Origin of the sequence: Synechococcus sp. PCC 7336, assembly GCF_000332275.1 — a bacterium.
Lineage (GTDB): Bacteria > Cyanobacteriota > Cyanobacteriia > Thermostichales > PCC-7336 > PCC-7336.
On record NZ_CM001776.1, the window covers coordinates 4,217,393 to 4,233,317 of the forward strand.

Below are 15,925 nucleotides of genomic sequence, written 5' to 3' on the forward strand. Positions count from 1 at the left end.
GCCGAGTTGGATGACCTTCCAATAGTCATCTGAGTGAACGAGCAGCAGAATCCTTTTTGGTTTCGCCTGACACATCCTGATGTTCTCTGCACTGGACGACGCAATGCGAGGGAAATTTCACTCGGCCATCACTGGCTAGATTGCACAGATCGAAGGCCATTCGAATACTTCCCAGTATGGAATGCCGTACAAGCAAATTGCGAAAAATACGTAAAATTACATCTTTTGGTCGAATGCAATTGTGTAGAATTATGGCGTCCATCCCAGAATATTGGTAATGCGTTCGGCAAGCTCGAGTGCATCGAAGGGTTTGACGATCGCCCCCGCAGCCTCCAGATCGGATACACCGTTCGGAGCACCGCCTCGAACTTTAGCCGTGAGCAAGATAACGGGAATTTTCTGGGTTTGAGGGTCCGCTTGCAGTTGCCTAAAGGTAGCAATTCCGTCCATATCGGGCATCATCACATCTAGCAGAATGGCGTCTGGCTGTTCGGTTTTAGCCATCTCAAGGCCTTCCGCTCCCGACGTTGCGGTCAGCACCTCCCAGCCCGCTGTCATCTTGAGACCAATTCGAACGACGGCAAGAATCCCCTCTTCGTCATCGACGATCAGGATGCGTTTGGGGATCATGCCTGTGCGCTCCAGTTGGCAACGTGAAATAAAAGGTACTGCCTCGACCTGGAGTGCTTTCAGCCCAGATCTGGCCGCCGTGCTGCTCGACAATACTGCGGCAAATGGCTAAGCCCAGGCCCGTTCCCCCTTTTTGGCGAGTCGTGGATGCGTCGAGCTGCTGGAAGCGCTCGAAGATGTTCTTCAGCCGATCTGCAGGGATTCCCTGCCCCCGATCTATAACAGAGAACAATACCTCATTTCCTCGTTCTCGAACATTTATCCAAACGGTACTGTCCTCGGGCGAGAATTTAATTGCGTTACCCATCAGATTGGTTAGGGTTTGCATAATATAGTCGGGATCGGCCCAGATCGACAGGGAGACTGGGGCGGTTTCCAGGCTAATCCCGCGCTCTCGAGCCATCCCCTGCATGGCCTCTGCAGCCTTCGCAATCGCCTCGCCTGCATCCCAGACCTGCCGGTGCAAGGTCAGCCTGCCCGCCTCCAAACGCTGGAAATCGAGCAGGTCGTTGATTAAGCGCACCAAGCGATCGCAATTTTCGTCAGCGACCGCCAGCATTTCCTCGCCATCTGCAGAAAATGTCCCCAGCTCTCCAGTCGCCAAGAGTTTGAGAGAGCCGTGGATGGAGGTGAGGGGGGTGCGCAATTCGTGGCTAATGATAGAGAGAAATTCGTCCTTCATCTGCTCGATAGCTTTGCGCTCGCTGATATCGATAACGAGAGAAAAGATCCCCATCACAGTTCCCCTTTCATCGCGGTGAGGAATGAATGTGGCGCAGATGCTGCGGGGATGGCCATCTCCACACAGCCATTCCGACTCAACGGTTACCTCCTCGCCCGAGCATGCGGCTTGAATAGGCTCTCGAATTTCTTCGTAGATGATTTGCCCCAAGATGTCTTGCAGGTGACGACCCAAGATTGTCTCGCGCGATCGACCGAACCAAACCTCGCAGGTCTGATTGGCAAACTGATAGTGCTCTTGAGTATCGATATAAGCGATCGCGACGGGTAGAGCGTCGGTGATAAGCCGGAGCTGCGCTTCCCGACGTTGCAGTGTCTCTCCTGCTTGCTTGCGGGCTGTGATATCTCGGCCCACTGACTGGAACCTGAAAAAGCGACCCTGCCGGTCGTAGAGTGCCCGAAAGGTCCACTGTATCCAGCGAACCTTTCCATTTTGAGGGATCGCTCTGGATTCGAGAGCGCCTAAAGACTGCCTTCGGCTGCATGCATCCAGGTACTTTTGGACTGCCGGTCGATCGTCTTCCAGCACGTAAGATAGAAAGTTATCGCTGACCAGATCCTCCTGCCGTTGGGCGAAATAACGGCAGGAGGCAGAATTAACAAATGTCAGCCGGCCATCTGCAAGGAACTGACAGACCAATTCTGTTTGATCTTCGACGATGGCTCGATAGCGAGCTTCGCTGTTCTCCAGAGCAGCTTTAGTCCGGCGAGACTCTGTCAAATCGCGGAAGGCCCAACGGAAGCCGCGAACTCGGTCTCGGTCGTCGCGCGCGGCAGAAATCGTAAAGGCAGCCCAGAATGGATCGCTCTCTCTCGGTTGCAGCATCAGCTCCGCTTGCATCGAGGCAGAGTTTTGCTGCATTTGGTTTAAGAGGGTATAGAAATGGTTTAAGAGGGTATAGAAACGCTTGTGCTGGTCGGGCGAGATGGCGATCGCCAGAGGCTTGCCGATTAAAAATCTAGCGGGATAATTGAGCAGTTTGGCAGCAGTGCTGTTGGCTTCTCGAACGATCCCTTGGATATCGGTGACGAGATATCCATCCGGGGCGAACTCAAACAGCTCTAAGTATCGCTTGCGCTCTGCCTCTAGAGTTTGGTTCGAAACTTGCAATTGCTCGGATTGTGCGTAAAGCTCTTCTGAAATAACGTGCAGTTCCTCTAAGGCGATCGAAAGTTCTCCTAAGGCTTCTGCGACGATGACCGATGGCTGGGGCTCCTGGCCAGCACGCCAGAGTAGGCTATCCAGATGGTTTTGGGCGGCATCAAATTTTCGTTGCAAAATATCGAGATCGGATTTCATGTCTGTCGCGCCACTACGAGTGGCTGTTCTTTGGAAATTGCTCGAACTCTTCCCTCTTCTATGATGACTGCAACTCCAGGCAGCTAGGCTCTGCTTAACCCTTTGTTGGATTGTCCTACCTGAGTTCGATGGCTCTGCATTGCCCTCACACCCGACCCCTCTCCCAATTTTGCTAGAGGGGAGCAATAGTCTGAAACCCTATAATCTGCGGTTCTGTTCCCCTTCCCCCAAAATTGATACTGCTGGCCAATTTAACATTTAGAAATATTGGCATGGTGCAAGTCCTCTGCATGGCCCTCACCCCCGGCCCCTCTCCCAAACTTGGGAGAGGGGAGAAACAGCCGAAAATCCTTACGGGGCCTTGTTCCCCTGCCCCCAAAGTTGGGGGTAGGGGTTAGGGGAAGGGGGCCACAGGCATCTAGACAAATGGCCAATGTTTCGGAATATGAATTTCGCCAGCAGCATCAAAATTGGGGGAAGGGGTTAGGGGATGGGGGCCAGACTTTTGTCGAACTGACGTGGCGAGAAACACCGTCAAGCTTCTGAGCTGATGGTCTCTATCAGCAGGATCGCGCCCCGATTTTGGCGATCCGCTCCCACCAGCGGATCGAAGCTAACTTTACATTGAATGGGCTGACCCTTACGGTTGACGGCTTCGAGGCTCGTTTCGCAGGGTCCTTCTCCAGCCAGAGAATTGTGAATCGGCTCTCGCAGTTGTTCGAGGGGCAAGCCAATATCCAATCCGAATAAGGACCGATCTTTCACCTCATCCGACCTCAACCCCCAGAGGTTTTCCGACTCGTGGTTCCAGGCCAGAATATTCATTTGGCTGTCGATGATAATGAGGCCAACTTTCAGACTTGCGAAGATGGATTGCAAAAATGCGTTGGCTTGGTTGAGTTCGGCTGTGCGCAAGCGCAGCTCGTCGTTGATCGTCTGCAGCTCTTCATTGGTGGACTGGAGCTCTTCGTTCATCGTCTCCAGTTCTTCGTTCGTGGACTGGAGCTCTTCATTAGTGGTTTCCAATTCTTCATTGGTGGATTGGAGCTCTTCGTTCGTGGTTTCTAGCTCCTCGTTACTGGATTGGAGCTCTTCATTCGTGGTTTCCAACTCTTGATTGGAACGCTCCAGCTCGTTCTGTAGATGTTGATAGCGGGTCACATCGGCAAACGAAATGCTGACTCCGAGAATATCGCTACCATTTTCTCGAAGAGGACTGAACTGCACCTCCAGTAACTGAGTTTCTTCCTCCGACACGTTGCGCGTCACGTCAGGAATATCGATCGTCATCCCCTCGCTATAGACCCGATCGATTAAAGACCGCAACTCTAATGGGCGGTAGGAAATTTCTAGATCTTGAAGGGGGCGGCCAATATCTTTTAGATTGATGCCGAATAGGGAGCGGGCTAGGGCATTGGCTAGAACCATATTGCCGTTAAAATCCACCACGATCTGTGCGATTGGCCCACTGTTAAATGCCGCATCTCGCAGGCGAACTTGAGCGGTAAGAATGCCACCGGCCTCGTCATTGCCGGTTTGAGCCAGCACTAACAGCCGATCGTGCAAGTTAACACTGGGCACTTTGGCAAAGATGCGATGTTGCAAACTCAGAGGAGTAAATAAATTGGGGTGGGTCATCAACATTTCTGCTTTGCCCAGAAATAAAGCACCCGTGTTTTTGAGGGCAAAGTGAAGCCTAGCCAAGATGCGTCTTTGAGTCTCGGCATTGAAATACATTAGGGTGTTGCGGCAGACTAACAGGTCGAGTCGGGAAATTGGGGCATCTTGCACTAAATCGTGGCGGCCAAAGATGACCGCACGGCGCAGATCTTGGCGAAAGACATGGCGATCCCCAAGGGGCTCGAAGTATTTTTCTCGTAGTTCGTTCGGCAGAGGCTCGATCTCTTTTGAGCTATAGCTGGCATGGCGGGCTTGGGTGAGAGCTTCTTCGTCCACGTCTGTAGCATAGATTTTGACCCGCTGGCGAAACTGATGGGCCCCGATCGATTCCGCCAGGATGATGGCCAGAGTATAGGCTTCTTCTCCCGAAGCGCACCCCGCGCTCCAGATCCGAATGGGTTCGTTAGATGTCTTGCCTTTAAGCACGTTGGGCAATGTATGGTGCCAGAGATAATCCCAGGCTGACTTGTCCCTAAAAAAGGCCGTTACATTAATCAAAATGGTGTTGAACAAAGCATCAAACTCTTCCGGGTGGACTTCGAGATAATCGAGATAATCGCCAAAATTGTCGATCTCGCGACTGCGCATTTGCTTCGTCACTCGACGCCGGAGTGACGATCGCTTATAGCCCGTAAAGTCAAAGCCTCGCGTCCGCCTCAGATAGTCCAGCAGGGCTTCAAATACTCGTTCTTCCTCAGTACTCGAACTCATTCAGAATCCTTAGCGGTTACTAATGCAACCAATGCGGCCGCGATGTCGGGTAGAGGGAGGACAAAATCTACAGCACCGGTTTGGATGGCCGAGCTCGGCATGCCGGAGAATTCCGCTGTTTGCTCCTCTTGAACAATAACGGTACCGCCCATTTTTTTCACCGCTTCCACTCCCATAGCGCCGTCGCTGCCAGTCCCCGTAAGAACTACGGCGATGGCGCGGTCTTTGTGACTGGCGGCGACTGAATCAAACAGTAAGTCGGCAGATGGGCGAACAAAATGAACCAATTCCGACTGAGTCAAGCTCAAGCTTCGGTCTGGGTCGGCTAACAGATGGCGATTGGGTGGCGCGATATAGACCATTCCCGGCACGAGGCGATCGCCTTGTGCCGCCTGCTTGACGGTTAAGGAGGTACGGCGACTAAGTATATCCGCGATCAGAGAGCGATGCCTGGGATCGAGGTGTTGTACCACAACGATGGGGACTGGAAAGTCGGCTGGCAGATTGGAGAGGACTTCACTCAATGCGTTAAGTCCGCCGGCAGAGGTGGCGATCGCCACGATGTCAAATGCCGTCTCGGCCAATTGAGAGTCCCGATCGTAGGTGTTCTGGGAGTTCGAATTATCCACAGCGGGCACAGAGTGATGGTATTGCTTCCTTCTCTAACAGTAGGATGAATAGCTCAGTTCTGCCCCCTGCTCAGACGGTTGAGAATGCGATTGGCCAGTTCTGCCGCCACGACTGGCTTGTTCACATGGTCATCCGCGCCCACCGCAAACACCTTCCTGCGAATCTCTGCATCCGAACGCGCCGTGAGAAACAAAACGGGCAAGCGATTCCAATCGGGATCGCCGCGCAGCACTTGACACAACTCAATGCCACTGACATGAGGCATCGCTACATCCAACACCACTAAATCGGGCTTCACGGCCTCGAGCACCTGCCAAAACTGTCGGGGATCGTCAAGCAGCGAGAGCTTGAATCCCCAAGGTTCGAGCAACGTCGTTAACCTCTGCAATAACTGAGGATCGTCATCCACAACCATGACCTTTGCCCCAGCATGGCTGCGAGAAAGGGCTTGAGTCAGTACCTCGAACGCCTGTTCGGGTGTAACGGGAGTTTTGAGGAAAGTGCTCGCTCCCAAACGAGTGGCCTCAATGCGATCGCTGAGGCGATCGCTTTCCCCGATCGCGATAACCGGTACTGGCGGGGTTTGCTGGGCCAATGCTGCAATCGAGTCAGCTGCTTCTGCCTCAGCATCTCGTAACAGCGATAGATCGATGAATGCCGCTGAAGGGATTTCCTGCGCGATCGCCTGTCTGATTTCTGCCGAGGTCGAAGCGATCGCAGTTCGGAGGCCGACCGCCGCAGCCTGTTCGGCCAGTTGCTGCGCCATCCCTGCGTTGCAGCCAGCAATTAACACTAAAGGAGATTGGCCTCGCTCTAGCCAAGCCGCGCGCTCGGAGGGACTGACTTCAATCTCGTAACGCAGAGCGGTCGCAAGCGCATCGAGCAGAGTCACTTGCACGGTGTCCGGCGAATCGATACCGAGCAAAATGGATTCTAATTCCCGTGCCAATCGCGATCCCTCAGCCAAGCCAAACGTTCCCAAAGTTCCCGCTAAAGTGTGAGCCTCTCTAGCCGCGCGCTGCTGGAATTCGCGATCGAGTCCATGCCGCTTCAGCCGACTGCAGGCTTCAGACAAAACATTCAAACGTTCGGCAAACCTGCTCTGGTATTGCTCCCAAACCTCTGCCCGAGCAGCTAAATATTCCGCCTTCCGAGCGGTTTGAGGCTTGGGCGTTCCCAATGCATCCGCCTGAGGATTTACGGTAGGAGCGGGCAACTTCAAGCGATACCCTCGACCTCGAACCGTTGCGATCGTGTCGTAGGGAGCGCCGACTGCTTGGAGTCTCTGGCGCAAGTCTTTAATGTGGCTTCTGACAGTGTCTTTGCCGGGATATTCTCCAGCGGGCCACAGACTGTCCATAATCTTGTTAAAGCTGAGCACTCGCTGGCGATTGCGTAGGAACAGCTCTAGGAGAGCGTATTCCTTGGGCGTCAGCGTTATAGGCTGTCCGCCATAAGTCACTACTGCCTGGCTCGGATCTAAACTGAGTTGGCCCCATTGCAAAATTGGGGATGACTCCGGCCTTCCCCTTCGCAAGAGGGCGCGAATTCGAGCCGCGAGCTCGTCGATGTCGAATGGTTTGGTTACAAAGTCATCGGCTCCCGCATCGAGTCCTTCGATCTTGTTGATGCTGGTGTCGCGAGCACTCAGCAAGAGAACGGGCAGGCTGTAACCGCGAGAACGAAGCTCCTGGCAAAATCGAATGCCATCTTGTCCTGGGAGCAGGACATCTAGCACAACAAGGTCGTAGCTAAATACCGAGAGATACTCCCATGCAGTTTTAGCATCGGCAACAGCATCGATGGCATAGTGCTCTCCGGCAAGGCACTCGCTCAACGCCTTCCGCAACAGTTCGTCATCTTCTACGAGTAGAATTCGCATGCGATCGCTGTCTGGAATGTCGTCGCAAGTCCTGACACAGGTTGCATCTCAGTTTGGCGATAAGTGTGATGTACTCGGGCTTTGTGCTTGAATTCTGAGAGATCGCAAACTCCTGTAACAGTTGCCAAGCGCAGTAACCCTAGCATGATAGACTTTGAAACAAATTTTGGGGGTTTCTGCTCGGCCTACTCGGACTTCAGGAAGTGCCTCTAGGTCAGTGGCGGCAACCTTATTAATAAGCATCAGATCGAATAAACCGTTGGGAGATCCCGAAACATGCGCGATGCTGTCGCAACCATTATTCAAAACTACGACCGCGTAGGCCGCTATCTCGACCCGAATGCGATCGCCGGTCTCAAGTCCTATTTCGACTCGGGCGCGGTACGAATTCAGGCCGTTCGGGCGATCAATCTCAATGCTGCCGATATCGTCAAATCTGCAGCCGCACAACTCTTTACCGACGTTCCCGACCTGCTGCGTCCCGGCGGCAATGCCTACACCACTCGCCGCTACGCTGCCTGCCTGCGGGATATGGACTACTTTTTGCGCTACGCCAGCTATGCCTTAGTGGCTGGCAGTTTCGACGTGCTCGACGAGCGGGTCTTGGCGGGTTTGCGAGAAACCTACAACTCTTTAGGTGTCCCCCCCGGTCCGATCGTTCAGAGCATCGAACGGATGAAAGACGAAGTCTTGAACCTGCTGGAGGATGGTGCTGACTCCAGCCTGGTGACCGCGCCGTTCGAGTATATGGCTGCCCAACTCAGCGAAACCAATATCTAACTCGCCTTCACCGCTCTCTCTAGATGCCCCGTCAGCGCCTCGATGTTTGGTTGGTCGATCGCGGTTACTTTGAATCGCGCCAACAGGCTCAGAGGGCAGTTTTGGCGGGGGAAGTTTTTGTTGACGATAGGACGATCGACAAGCCCGGTACGGCGATCGCCGACGATGCTGTCGTGCGGGTCAAAGCCAAGCCCAAATATGTCTCTCGTGGAGGAGACAAGCTGGCGGGGGCATTGCAGACTTTCGATCTGGATATCCGCGATCGCATTTGTCTGGATGGGGGGATTTCCACAGGCGGTTTTACCGACTGCCTCTTGAAGCACGGCGCTCGCGAGGTCTATGGCATAGACGTGGGCTACGGTCAGGTGGCCTGGTCGCTGCAGACGGACGATCGCGTTCATCTTCGAGAACGCACGAATTTGCGCCATCTCAAGCCGGAGGAGCTCTATCCTGCCGATCTGCCTCCCGAGTGCTGGCCCACGCTGGCGGTGGTGGATGTGTCGTTTATTTCGCTGACGAAGGTTCTGCCCGCGCTGTGGAACCTGTTGCGATCGCCGAAGGAGGCTCTATTGCTGGTCAAGCCCCAATTTGAAGCGGGACGCGATCGCGTGGGGAAAAAAGGGGTGGTGCGCAATCCGCAGGTACAGGCGGAGGCGATCGCCTCTGTTTTAGCAGCGGCCCGAGCACTCGGCTGGCACTATTGGGGCGTCACTTGGTCGTCAGCCCCCGGCCCTGCTGGCAATCTGGAGTTTCTATTGTGGCTGCAGGACCGCAGCGGTCCTGACGAGCCTGCGCTCTCGCACTTGCAAGCATTGGCTCGGGAGGCTCGGCTGGCATTGGCAGATACGGCGCGACGGTAGGTCGATCTGGCGGCCACAGCACTAATTTGGAGCGCTGGCGATCGCCAGAAAAATAGAATTGTCTCAAAACCTTAATCCCAGACACAATTGAGACTCAGCCCTTGGCAAACATGCTAGAGTAGACGCGCCTTAGTTTATTGCGGTTCGCTGGCGTGCGTCTGTAGACTTCGCCCTACTGTAGTAGTTCCGAGGCAATTTCACTACTGGAGAGCTCAATCAAATGTCCATTTATGTTGGCAATCTGTCCTACAGAGCCACTAAGGAAGATATTACAGAAGTCTTTAGCGAGTACGGAACTGTAAAGAACGTCACTCTGCCTATGGACCGCGAAACCGGACGCCCGAGAGGATTTGCATTCGTCGAATTATCTGCAGACGAGGAAGAAGCAAAGGCGATTGAAGAATTAGATGGTGCCGAGTGGCTGGGCCGCGAAATGCGCGTGAACAAAGCTAGACCTCGCGAAAACAGCCGTCCCCGTTCCGATAGCGCCCGTTCCGGTTCCTTTCAGCCCCGATACTAAATTACAGCCCCGCTAAGTTTTTTAGCGCGAGAGAAATGGTGGCCGAAGTCGTCCCCGCCACTCGGCAGGGGAAAATATGGCCGCCATTTCTGCTGTTTGTCTCGCTTCTGCCACCGGAAAATAAACTTGAATCGGACCATCAACGGGGTTTCACATTCGACCGAAATACGGGTTCAAACGCACTAACGTCTCGAGGTTTGATTATGGCTAAACGCCGCAACTTGAAGAAAGAAAAAGCGCAGCGCAATCGCGAATATGCCCGCAAGCTCCGCCAGTTATCCCGCAGCCGGTCTTCTCGGCGAGGATCGGGTAACAGCACGGGCGGGCGGCGCGACTCGGATGAAGAATAAGCTTTGTGCCAGTTTTAACTGATATAGAAAAGCCCAAGCCTGCGGATGTTTGCTGCCAGGGCTTGGGCTTTTCTGTGGGTGCAATTGAAGCTTGGGTCAGTTTCTGAGGGTTACGAACCAAAGGTCGCGTAGCCGAAGGTCACGTTAAAGCGGCGGCACCAAATCACGGCAGACTCAAACGCCTCGATATCGACATCTTCTGGCACCCGATAGCGCTGCGTACCGCTGACTCGCTCTAGGCGACCGAGATTGACGACGTAGTCGCTAGCGTTATAGCTGCGGGGAATGTCTCGTGCGTGCAGCAGTACGAACAGATCGGGACCGCGATCGGTGCGGAAGTTTTCATCCAGTTCTACATCTCCTGGGATGAGAGGCTTATGAGAGAGTCTCTAACTGTCTGCGCAAATGACGGCTTGCGGCACTGGTGTTAGAGTTATACGCCGCCTGCAAAGACTCAGAAACAATCTGAGGAATATTGCGGATCGCAAAATAGCGGCTATCTGTACGAGCAACATAGCGATCGCCTTCCAAGCGATAAACCACTAACTCGTCCTCTTTTAACAACCACACCTCGGGAACCCGATAGATGAGATAGTCATTCACATCCGTATAGCTGGTGACATCCACCTCAATTGCTAAATCCGGTGGCGGATCTATCCTCCAATCCATTCGATCCTTTCCGGCTACTGCTTGCCAATGCTCGATATACAGACAGTAGTCCGGTTCTATGCCGCTCTCCTGTGGCAAAGCCATCGTAATGGGTGTAAATGCCTCGCAATCGCGTTCCAAACTATCCAGCACAGCCATCGCGATCGCTGCAAGCATATGGACCTTGCGCCCGTGGTCGGGTAGGGGAACCATTAACAGAATTTCTCCCGCTCGGTACTTGAGGCGAGGAAGCGCGCGATCGCCTCGCTGTTGAGTCAACTGTTGATAGTCATCCCAGGTTCCTGGAAGGCGCACTACTGCACCTGGCGGTAATTGAAGTCGATCTGGCGTAACAACTGCAAACATCCTCTGCCCCAGTCCCGAAAATCGCAGGAAAGTGGAAAATCTTTCACCCAGTTAAAGATCGACGATCCCAGTGTAGTTGATACACTGGCTACACTTCTAAGCAGCAACCGGAATCGATAGCGCTAGGATTTTCTCTAGATCGAGGACGAAAACACGCCCGCTGCCAGCGAACAGAACGTGACTGGCGATCGCGTGGGGAGATTGGCAAGCTTCGGCAGACGGGATCGATTCTTCGGCAGGCGGAAGAGGTTCTAAAGCCTCGGTTGCAATCGCGAGTAGATTCGGCAAACTATCGGCCAACAGGCCCCAAAGATTGAGATCGCCATCCCGCAAGACAATTAGGAATTGGCGATCGCTGCTGGGGGTAGCTTCGGACAAGCGCTCGTGCAGGTTGAGCCAGCGGATGGAATGGGAGCCAGAGGGCACGAACCCCGCTTCCCGAAAGCTGAGGATGACCTGTGGAGAAGCTTCTACCACCTTGACAATCGTCTCTGCCGCCAGCATGAGGGGAACATTGGCAATTGCAAAAGTGAGGTATTGAGTGGTAGGGGATTCAGTCGTGGCCATATGACAGTCCTTATCTCTGGAAATAAGCGGCTTGGAAATTAAGGTGCCGCGATCGCGAGGGCGGGTTGTGCCAAATAGCGCGTGGCGGTTTCGAGGATGATCGGCTCCATATAGGGCTTAGTGAGATAGCCCGTGGCCCCTAAACTGAGGGCGGTTTGGCGGTGTTTGCCAGCCGTGCGGGAGGTCAGCATCACAACTGGAATCTCTTTGAGCTGGACATCCTGTTGGCGCTGGCGCAAGAAGTCAAAGCCGTTCATCTGGGGCATCTCGATATCGCAAAAGATCAGCCCAACTCGACCTTCGTATTGCTGGATTTGGTCGAGACCGTCGCGTCCGTTGCGGGCTTTGAGCACGTGGTAGCCAGCTTTTTCGAGGGTGAGGGATAGCGACATGCGTTGAGTGATGGAGTCATCCACAACCAATACGGTTGCTCTGCGATCGCCCCCAGTCGGAGTTGTTGAAGCCGCCGCCTTTTCGTTGGAGGAGGGCAGAGCGGTCGCTCCCGAGCGCTGGGGAATGGCAATCGTCCGCGCGCGAGACGCTTCGCGATCGATCTGCTGCGCCAGGGTTTCGCCATCGATCGCCAGGGCGAGGCGACCGTCAGCCAGAACCGTACCGCCGCAGACATAGTTCGGGGGAGACAGAGCGCTGCCGAGGGGGCGAACGATCGATTCCTGTTCGGCTAGGGCGCGATCGACGGCTAAGCCGATCTGGCGATCTCGCGATCGCACCAGCAATATTGTCGATGTCAGGTTTGTCTCCAGGGTTAGGAAGCTGTTGGGAGGTGGCTCGTTGGGGTCGGGCACGGTGGAGTGATAGTCCAGAATTTCGGCGAGGGGATAGACCGGGATGAGGCAAGTTTCGTCTCCTTTGCCCCAGCGCAGGACTGGCTTGCCACCCTGTTGCTTGAGCTGGTCGGGCTGCGGCCTGACAATATGCTCAATTGCCTCCGCCAGTAAGGCGTAGGATTTGTGTCCCACTTGGCACAGCAGCAGTTTTTCAATCGTTTGCTTGAGGGGAATTTGGATGGTGAAGGTGGTGCCTCGGCCCAGTTCGGTTTCGACGGCGATACTCCCCTGTAAAGCTTGCAGTCGCGATCGCACCACATCGAGACCGACGCCGCGACCGGAAATATCGCTGACGGATTCGGCGGTGGAAAAGCCCGGTTGGAAGAGCAACTCAATCGCGCGATCCCGATCGAGTTGACTGGCTGCTTCCGCTGACAGGAGACCTCGCTCGACCGCCCGCTGACAAATTCGTTGGGGATCGATGCCGCCTCCATCGTCCTGCAGTCGCACAATCAGATTGCTGCCGCGATGGTCGGCCTGAATCGCGATATGGCCCCGCTCGGGCTTACCCGCCTTCTGGCGCAGCTCGACGGGTTCGATGCCGTGGTCGAAGGCGTTGCGAACTAGGTGCAAGAGGGGATCGTAAAGTTTCTCGACGACGGCTTTGTCGGCCAGCACGTGTCGGCCAATGGTCTCTAGTTCGACCGGCTTGCGGTGCCGAATACTGAGTTGTTTTAAGGTGCGGGGGAAGCGATCGAGTAGAGTACCCAGCGGCACCATGCGGGCATCCATCAAGGTGTTGCGGCTATTGGTGACCAGCCAGCGCTGCTTTTCGAGGGCGAGGTTAGAGTCTCGGGCAAAGAGTTCGATCGCGCCTGCGGACTCGCTTAAGTAAACCGAACTATCGGCTGTATCTAGGAGCAGGTGCTGAATTTCGGAATAGCGATCCATTTCGAGCGGATCGAAGTCATCGCTGCGCTGCTCTGGGCTGCGATCGCGATGGGATTGGCGGACCGCAAGGGTGGCGATGCGATCGGAGATCTCGCGCAGCTTGCCGAGGCGGTTTTGGTGCCCCTCTAGTTTGAGAAAGAGCGTGCGCACGGCGTCGCGCAGTTGCTCGTTTTGCAGGACTTGGCGATTGTGCAGGGTGAGGATTTCAGCGATGAAGTAATTGAGGCGATCGAGGTGCTCGACGTCCACCCGTACCGTTTCGGCAGAGGGAGAGGGGACTGGGGACGAGCCTTCTGCTGAGGTGGCTGGTTGGGGTGCAAAGCGAGATTTTTCGGGGTTGGTAAAGCCGAAGCCCGATAGCAGCGATGTGGATGAAATATTGAGGGCAGAATCGCTGTTGGAGGGATTGCTGCGGTCGGGATCGCGATTGGAGGATCGGGCAGATGGTGGGGTGATTAGCGAGGGGAGTTCGGCTAGGAATGCGCCTGCAGAGATGCGATCGTCCGCTTCGGCTGGCGATGTTGGCTTGGCACTTTCTTCCGGTTCCTGCGCTGCTGGTGTCGGCACTGGCAGATCGCTGCTGGGAGAATTGGGTGATTGCTGGGCAATGAGCGAGGCGAGTTTGGCCAGCAATGCTTCGATAGAGGGGAGATCGTCTGCTGCGGCTGGCGATGTCGGGCGATCGCCTTCAGATTCCTGCGCCTCTAGCGTCGAAACTGGCGAATCGTTTGGGGGAGTTGGGGCAGTAGTTGGGCGATCGCCATCGACTGCTCGATTGGCGGGTTCCTGGGAAAGAACTGCTGCAGAGGGGTCGGAACGATCGGCTTGGGTATCAGCTAACTGAGCTGGAGGGACGACGGGTTCGGATGGCTCCAATCCATTAGCAGTCTCTCGATCGGAACTGGAGGTTTCAATCTGGGCAGCGGGGGCGGTCAGTTCCTCATTACCCGACCTGACTGCTGATAGGGTGCGCGCGGCAAGTGCCGTGAGGTCGTCGAATGACAGTGTTTGAAAGTCTGGCAGATCGAGGGGGCGATCGAAGGCAACATCGATAGGCTCTGGCGGACTGGATTCGGGGGTTGCTGCGGGGGAAATCGGCTGCTCCTCGGGCTCTTCAAGAGCGCTTGCCTCCGCAATCTCGGGTGTAGATTTGACTTCGGGCAGCGAATGCTCTGGGTCTGCAGGTGCATCTACTTCCGCAGACGCGATCGCACTCATTGCCCCATCGGCTGCAATCGGAATCTCCTCCAGATCGGCAGTCTCAGAAGTGCTCTCTGCCACAGTCTCGCAAATCAGTTCGACTTCAGACGGCAGATTCGTTGCGCCTTCCAACAGCTCCGGCAACCCACTATCGCCGCTTTCATGAGGAGTCTCGGGAGCCTCTTCCAAGAAGTTAGCCAGCCTGAAGTCGGCCGATGCGTCAGTCGTATCGGCGATGCTGCCATTTCTGTCAGGTACGGATGGAGAGGCCTTGCCCCATAGCTCATCCATTAACGATTCGTCCAGAGCAGACATCGCGCTGTCATCATCGACCCCCTCCCCATCGCCAGATTGGGAGAGCTCTAAGTCGGCATCTGCACTGCCCCAAAAGTCATCCAGTCCTCCTGCTTCACCCGTAGGGGCAAATAAATTCTTCAGCTCTGAAACGTCTGCTTCGTCAAAAAAATCCGGCTCGACCTCTTCTATATCGGGGGCAGGAGCGCTCGAAGCGATACCTCCTGCCAATTCGCAGAGGGATTCGCTGGGTTGACCGCCAGAGTCGCGATCGCCCTGCAAAACCGCCTGCTGGCCCGCTCGAAAATCTGTCAGGGCTAAGCGGGCAATCTCCGCGACGCGGTCGGGATGGCAGTTCAATGCCGCCAGAGTGGTGTGGGCGATCGCCTCAAAACCCGTCAGCCCCAACGATTCTGCCAACCCTGCAAACACCTCGCATTGCACTGGCAAAATCTGCCCCAATTCGCAGGAGTCGCCGTCGATCGCCTCCTGCAACTGCTCCAGCCGCTGCTCTACCCCCGTCTCAAACATCGATTGAGTCAGATCGAACCCCAGCTCGGCAGAAGAGGGCACTTCAGCTTCTTCGTGAAAGGCATCCCCTGCCAGTGCCTGCAATTGCTCCACAATTCTCTGGGCGCGCTCGACACAAGCAGACCCATCTGACACAGGCAAGCCTGCCAATTCTGCTTCCAGCGGTGCCTGCAAGCATTCGTATCCCTCAAACATCAGCCCTAGCATCTCTGGACTCATTTCCAGATCGGGCTGACACATCGCCTTGAAGGCATCTTCTAGCGTGTGGGATACCGCTTCGACAGTACTCACCTCCACACTGGCGGCAGCCCCTTTCAGGGTGTGGGTGACGCGCATCAGTGCGTGCATCTGTTGCAGGTGGTATTCCTCCTGCATGGCAAAAAGAGTTTCCTCCATCTCGCGCAGCAGTTCGGGCGCTTCTTCTCGAAAATATGCGTAGCTTTGTGCTCGAATGGATGGGTCGATGGTCATGACATACTTGCCTGGAGAAGCCAAC

Annotated in this window: 13 protein-coding genes; 4 read left to right on the top strand and 9 right to left on the bottom strand. The window is 55.1% G+C overall.

All coding sequences use genetic code 11. The features are described 5' to 3' along the window. Positions 1–249: 249 nt before the first annotated feature. The 5 genes from SYN7336_RS20015 to SYN7336_RS20035 form a co-directional block, all read right to left on the bottom strand. Complete coding sequence (locus tag SYN7336_RS20015) at positions 250–630, bottom strand: response regulator (RefSeq protein WP_017327724.1); 381 nt, start codon at positions 628–630, stop codon at positions 250–252. Continuing rightward, positions 599–2,671 carry a PAS domain S-box protein gene (locus tag SYN7336_RS28315; protein WP_017327725.1) on the bottom strand — a complete coding sequence of 691 codons (2,073 nt, stop codon included), beginning with the start codon at positions 2,669–2,671 and terminating at the stop codon, positions 599–601. Before SYN7336_RS28315 ends, SYN7336_RS20015 begins: the two co-directional genes overlap by 32 nt. A gap of 534 nt (positions 2,672–3,205) precedes the next feature. After that, complete coding sequence (locus tag SYN7336_RS20025; protein WP_026101176.1) at positions 3,206–5,062, bottom strand: CheR family methyltransferase; 1,857 nt, start codon at positions 5,060–5,062, stop codon at positions 3,206–3,208. Beyond that, entirely contained in the window at positions 5,059–5,691 is a 633-nt protein-coding gene (locus SYN7336_RS20030; RefSeq protein WP_173399672.1) for a chemotaxis protein CheB, read from the bottom strand. The genes SYN7336_RS20025 and SYN7336_RS20030 overlap by 4 nt, the downstream gene beginning before the upstream one ends. A gap of 53 nt (positions 5,692–5,744) precedes the next feature. Further along, on the bottom strand, positions 5,745–7,574 hold the full coding sequence (locus SYN7336_RS20035) for a response regulator (protein ID WP_017327728.1): 1,830 nt from the start codon (positions 7,572–7,574) through the stop codon (positions 5,745–5,747). Between the two features lie 276 nt (positions 7,575–7,850). Here SYN7336_RS20035 and apcB point away from each other — a divergent pair, with 276 nt between their 5' ends. From apcB to SYN7336_RS31815, 4 genes are all read left to right on the top strand, one after another. After that, positions 7,851–8,354: an allophycocyanin subunit beta gene (gene apcB, locus SYN7336_RS20040; RefSeq protein WP_017327729.1), complete on the top strand. Its 504-nt coding sequence runs from the start codon at positions 7,851–7,853 to the stop codon at positions 8,352–8,354. Positions 8,355–8,377: 23 nt separating this feature from the next. Next, positions 8,378–9,214 (top strand): TlyA family RNA methyltransferase, encoded by an 837-nt coding sequence (locus SYN7336_RS20045; RefSeq protein WP_017327730.1) that lies wholly within the window; start codon positions 8,378–8,380, stop codon positions 9,212–9,214. A gap of 220 nt (positions 9,215–9,434) precedes the next feature. After that, entirely contained in the window at positions 9,435–9,734 is a 300-nt protein-coding gene (locus SYN7336_RS20050) for a hypothetical protein (RefSeq protein WP_017327731.1), read from the top strand. 203 nt (positions 9,735–9,937) lie between these two features. Then, a complete protein-coding gene (locus SYN7336_RS31815; protein WP_017327732.1) occupies positions 9,938–10,084 on the top strand; it encodes a hypothetical protein in 147 nt (48 codons plus the stop codon). A 110-nt stretch (positions 10,085–10,194) separates the two neighbouring features. On the opposite strand, the gene SYN7336_RS29245 is transcribed toward SYN7336_RS31815, so the two are convergent. From SYN7336_RS29245 to SYN7336_RS28320, 4 genes are all read right to left on the bottom strand, one after another. Continuing rightward, a complete protein-coding gene (locus tag SYN7336_RS29245; protein ID WP_083885829.1) occupies positions 10,195–10,452 on the bottom strand; it encodes a DM13 domain-containing protein in 258 nt (85 codons plus the stop codon). Positions 10,453–10,459: 7 nt separating this feature from the next. Beyond that, a complete protein-coding gene (locus SYN7336_RS20065; protein WP_017327734.1) occupies positions 10,460–11,098 on the bottom strand; it encodes a Uma2 family endonuclease in 639 nt (212 codons plus the stop codon). Positions 11,099–11,194: 96 nt separating this feature from the next. Then, the gene (locus SYN7336_RS20070; RefSeq protein WP_017327735.1) at positions 11,195–11,665 is read right to left on the bottom strand and encodes a chemotaxis protein CheW; all 471 of its coding nucleotides are present in this window, start codon (positions 11,663–11,665) and stop codon (positions 11,195–11,197) included. Positions 11,666–11,703: 38 nt separating this feature from the next. After that, the gene (locus tag SYN7336_RS28320; protein ID WP_017327736.1) at positions 11,704–15,900 is read right to left on the bottom strand and encodes a response regulator; all 4,197 of its coding nucleotides are present in this window, start codon (positions 15,898–15,900) and stop codon (positions 11,704–11,706) included. Positions 15,901–15,925 lie beyond the last annotated feature (25 nt).

Bases quoted from the DNA above. Each gene is read 5' to 3' on its own strand.
- SYN7336_RS20015 (WP_017327724.1), bottom strand. From the start codon at position 630: ATGATCCCCAAACGCATCCTGATCGTCGATGACGAAGAGGGGATTCTT.
- SYN7336_RS28315 (WP_017327725.1), bottom strand. From the start codon at position 2,671: ATGAAATCCGATCTCGATATTTTGCAACGAAAATTTGATGCCGCCCAA.
- SYN7336_RS20025 (WP_026101176.1), bottom strand. From the start codon at position 5,062: ATGAGTTCGAGTACTGAGGAAGAACGAGTATTTGAAGCCCTGCTGGAC.
- SYN7336_RS20035 (WP_017327728.1), bottom strand. From the start codon at position 7,574: ATGCGAATTCTACTCGTAGAAGATGACGAACTGTTGCGGAAGGCGTTG.
- apcB (WP_017327729.1), top strand. From the start codon at position 7,851: ATGCGCGATGCTGTCGCAACCATTATTCAAAACTACGACCGCGTAGGC.
- SYN7336_RS20045 (WP_017327730.1), top strand. From the start codon at position 8,378: ATGCCCCGTCAGCGCCTCGATGTTTGGTTGGTCGATCGCGGTTACTTT.
- SYN7336_RS20050 (WP_017327731.1), top strand. From the start codon at position 9,435: ATGTCCATTTATGTTGGCAATCTGTCCTACAGAGCCACTAAGGAAGAT.
- SYN7336_RS31815 (WP_017327732.1), top strand. From the start codon at position 9,938: ATGGCTAAACGCCGCAACTTGAAGAAAGAAAAAGCGCAGCGCAATCGC.
- SYN7336_RS20065 (WP_017327734.1), bottom strand. From the start codon at position 11,098: ATGTTTGCAGTTGTTACGCCAGATCGACTTCAATTACCGCCAGGTGCA.
- SYN7336_RS20070 (WP_017327735.1), bottom strand. From the start codon at position 11,665: ATGGCCACGACTGAATCCCCTACCACTCAATACCTCACTTTTGCAATT.
- SYN7336_RS28320 (WP_017327736.1), bottom strand. From the start codon at position 15,900: ATGACCATCGACCCATCCATTCGAGCACAAAGCTACGCATATTTTCGA.